The sequence below is a fragment of the Rhodococcus sp. R1101 genome, assembly GCF_000278445.1.
GTDB lineage: Bacteria > Actinomycetota > Actinomycetes > Mycobacteriales > Mycobacteriaceae > Rhodococcus > Rhodococcus gordoniae.
In genome coordinates, this window is sequence record NZ_AJVB01000412.1 from 1 (window position 1) to 3,503 (window position 3,503).

3 protein-coding genes and 1 pseudogene are annotated in these 3,503 nt (G+C 67.9%); 2 read left to right on the forward strand and 2 right to left on the reverse strand.

What is annotated here, in order from left to right; genetic code table 11:
- Window positions 1-623 (reverse strand): hypothetical protein (locus R1101_RS0118870; protein WP_026003463.1); only part of this gene is annotated, 623 nt, incomplete at its 3' end.
- 140 nt (window positions 624-763) lie between these two features.
- Between R1101_RS0118870 and R1101_RS0118875 the strand changes: the two genes are divergently transcribed.
- Both R1101_RS0118875 and R1101_RS0118880 read left to right on the forward strand, forming a co-directional pair.
- Window positions 764-1,861 (forward strand): adenylate/guanylate cyclase domain-containing protein, encoded by a 1,098-nt coding sequence (locus R1101_RS0118875; RefSeq protein ID WP_026003464.1) that lies wholly within the window; start codon window positions 764-766, stop codon window positions 1,859-1,861.
- 182 nt (window positions 1,862-2,043) lie between these two features.
- Entirely contained in the window at window positions 2,044-2,976 is a 933-nt protein-coding gene (locus tag R1101_RS0118880) for an AurF N-oxygenase family protein (RefSeq protein WP_016934897.1), read from the forward strand.
- A gap of 119 nt (window positions 2,977-3,095) precedes the next feature.
- Here R1101_RS0118880 and R1101_RS27520 read toward each other — a convergent pair.
- Window positions 3,096-3,494, reverse strand: a pseudogene (locus tag R1101_RS27520) (IclR family transcriptional regulator domain-containing protein); the annotation flags it as partial.
- Window positions 3,495-3,503 lie beyond the last annotated feature (9 nt).

The following is a 3,503-nucleotide window of genomic DNA, read 5'->3' on the forward strand; positions in this document are numbered from 1 at the left end:
GGTTTGCCGACCTTACGGGTGCCGTGCGCGACCCCCACCGTCCACTCGTTCTCCGGGTCGATGGTGACGGTGATGGTGATCGACGGCGCCTTCTTCGCCTTGCTGCGGGCCGGGGTCTTCGGCTTGGCCGGTGCCGGCGGCCGGGACGCGGAAGCGTCGGACGAAGCGGAGGTCGTCTGGGTCACGGGCTTCTTCTCCTGAGCGCGGGGACTGGCAGCGGGGGCCGGGGTGGCAGGCTTCGGGGTAGCGGGCTTCGGGGCGGCGGACTGTGGGGATGCGGGCTGCACAGCCGCAACCTTCGCGGGTACGGGTTTCGCCGGTGCGGGCTTCGCGGCGCCGGACGCGCGCGCGGCCTTTGCCGGCGCACGCTTGCTTCCGGCCGGTTCGCGGGTGGCGCGCAGTTCGTCGACCTCGAACGGCAGCTCGTCGTCGACACCCTTCGGCCGCACCATCACCGTGCTGCCGCTGATCGACACCACCCGCGCCGACGTCCCCGGATCGATGCCGAGGCTCGGAATGCCCTCGACGAGGTAGACGGTCGCGCGGCGCCCCTCGGCGAGAGCGGCACCGAGCTCTCCGAGTTGGTCCTCCGTCAGGTGATCCGCGCGTCTGCGGGGCGGCATGCGACGTCCTTTCTCGGTTCGCCGAAGGGTCGGCGGTGCTTCGATGACGGTCACTGTCGCACATCCGTACGACATCCCTGCTCACCCGCTCGGTGCGACCTGCCGCGCACGTGGGGGCCGAGCACGGTAAGGATGAATGCGTGACCCCGTCCGATCCGGCACCCGCATCAGGAACCGACGTGCTGTCCGTGATCCAGTCACAACTGGAGAACGCGCTGCTCGGCGGTCCGCTGCGTTACACGTTGAACGAGGTGGCGGGATTGTGCGGGCTCGAACCTGCCCGTGTGCGCCGCCTGTGGCAGGCGCTCGGTCTGACCGTCGATCCCGATCCCGATGTCGTGATGTTCACGGACGGAGATGTCGAAGCCCTGCGGGCGACAGCGGCGATCATCGCGAGCGGCGCGATCGACGAACGCCTCGAGATGCCGGCGGCCCGGTCGATCGGACAGTCGATGTCACGGTTGACCGAGTGGCAGCTGAATCTGCTCAACACCCACGTCTTCACGCAACTCGCCGCTGCCTACGAGAAGTCGGAGACTCCTCCGCAGGAGGAGGAGATCCGTGCACTGATCGACCACATCGTCCATCGCACGACCGAGCTCGCGGTGAGTCTCCAGAGCCACATGTGGCGTCGGCACCTGGTGGCCACCACCGCCCGTGCCGCCGCGCGCCCGCAGGATTCCGGCGAGCTCCACGAGCTGGTCGTGGGCTTCGCCGACATGGTCGGTTACACGCGGTTGACCCGCCAGATCGACGCGGCCGCGCTGAGCGAACTGCTCGACTACTTCGAATCGGAGGTCTCCGATGTCATCGCACGGCACAACGGCTGGGTGATCAAGACCGTCGGCGACGAGGTGATGTTCGCAGCCGAACGGCCGATCGACGCCGCGCGCATCGCCCTCGACCTGCAGGATTCGTTCGTGGCCCAGAAGGACTATCCGGATCTGCGTGTCGGGCTGGCGTGGGGCCAAGCGTTGCCGCGCTTCGGCGACCTGTTCGGTTCGGTCGTCAACATCGCGGCCCGCCTCACCGGCGCGGCGCGACCGGGCACGATCCTTGTCGACGAGAACCTCGCCGACGCGCTCGCCGACTGCGACGAGTTCCGGTTCCAGACCGTGCGAACCCTGCGGTTGCGGGATTTCCAGCATTCCCGCCTGTACGTCCTGCGTCGCCCGCGGGAGGAGAAGAAGACCGCCGTGGGCGCGGACGGTCTGGGCGACGAGGACATGGGCCTCTAGCCGTCCGGCGCGCCCAGGCTGGTCGGCGCGGTGATCTCCGTCTTCTGGGCGCCCCGGCGCTCGTCACCGCCCGCCCCTCCCCCTTCCCGATGCCCGCGACACGAGTCGCGGGATTGTGCTGTGCGCGCGATCACGCTAACCTGGATAACAGTTACCAGTCGTCACACTAAAAAGGTGGAGACATGACCGCATCGCTCACCCGCGAGACCAGCAAGGGCTTCACCCCCGGCGTCGCACTGTCCGATCGGGAGGAAACCGCCGGACGACTGCTCGCTTCGTCCGCGCGCAAGTCGTACGACCCGGTCGTCGAAGTGGACTGGGAGGCCCCCGTCCCGGACGACAAGTTCGGCATGACCCCCGAATGGAGCACGCTCTACGGCACCGCGCTGTGGGACGAACTCACCGACGAACAGCGCATCGAGCTGACCAAGCACGAGGCCGCGAGCGTCTCGAGCGTCGGCCTGTGGTTCGAGATCCTGCTCATGCAGATGCTCCTGCGCGACGTCTACGACCGCGACAAGCATTCACGCCACGTCCAGTTCGCCCTCACCGAGGTGGCCGACGAGTGCCGCCACTCGGTGATGTTCGCGCGCGCCGGCGAGCGGCTGAACACGCCGGGCTACGGTCCGGCCCGCTACATTCACCAGCTCGGTCGCCTGTGGGGCCATTTCTTCAAGGGCGCCAACGCCTATGCCTCGGTCATGGCTGCCGAGGAGATCCTCGACATGATGCAGCGCGACTTCATGCGCGACGAGCGTGTCCAGCCCGTCACCCGCGCGGTGTCGAAGATCCACGTCCTCGAGGAGGCGCGCCACATCCGCTTCGCCCGCGAGGAGGTCGCACGCCGACTCGCCGGTGCGAGTCGCGCGCGACTCGCGTTCGAGCGGTTCAACACCGCGCTCGTGGTCTTCTTCGTCGTCAAGAGCATGATCCACCCCGACGTGTACGCCAATGCGGGCCTCGACCGCGAGCGGGCACTGCGAGAGGCCAAGGGCAACAAGCACTATCACGACCAGGTGCGCAAGTCGGGAGCGAAGCTGATGACCTTCCTCGACAACGTCGGCCTCGTCGGCGGACCGTCGAAGATCCTCTACAAGAAGGTTCACCTGCTCTGAGGCGCATACCGCCGTAGAACGCACTGTGCGCAGTTCTCGCCGAGCCCCCGAGGGCTTCCGACGAGAACTGCGCACAGTCGTTCGAGGTGAACCGGATTCGTGGTGGAACCGGAGGGACGTCAGCCCACCTTCTCGGTGGCACCCGGCAGGTTGTCGTCGCGCTCCTGCTCGGGGAACAGGGTGCGCGTGATCTTCCGGGCCGTGTCGGCGACGATCGGTGCCACCCATTCGAGACGGGTCGAGCGGGCGTCCGCCGCGAGCGACAGGGCGGCCACAGGGCCGTCGACGCCACGGAGGGCGACACCCACGCATCCGATGCCCCGCGCGGCCTCCTCGCGCTCGAACGCGACACCACGCCGCTTGCGAATGCGGTTGAGCTCCTGGTGCAGTGCGACCTCATCGCGGATGGTGCGCTCGGTACACGGGACGAGCTGCTTACCGTAGAGCGCATCGATGCGTTCGGGTTCGAGCCACGCGAGAATGGATTTGCCGGCCGCAGTGGCGTAGGCGGGGAATCGTCAGAGTCT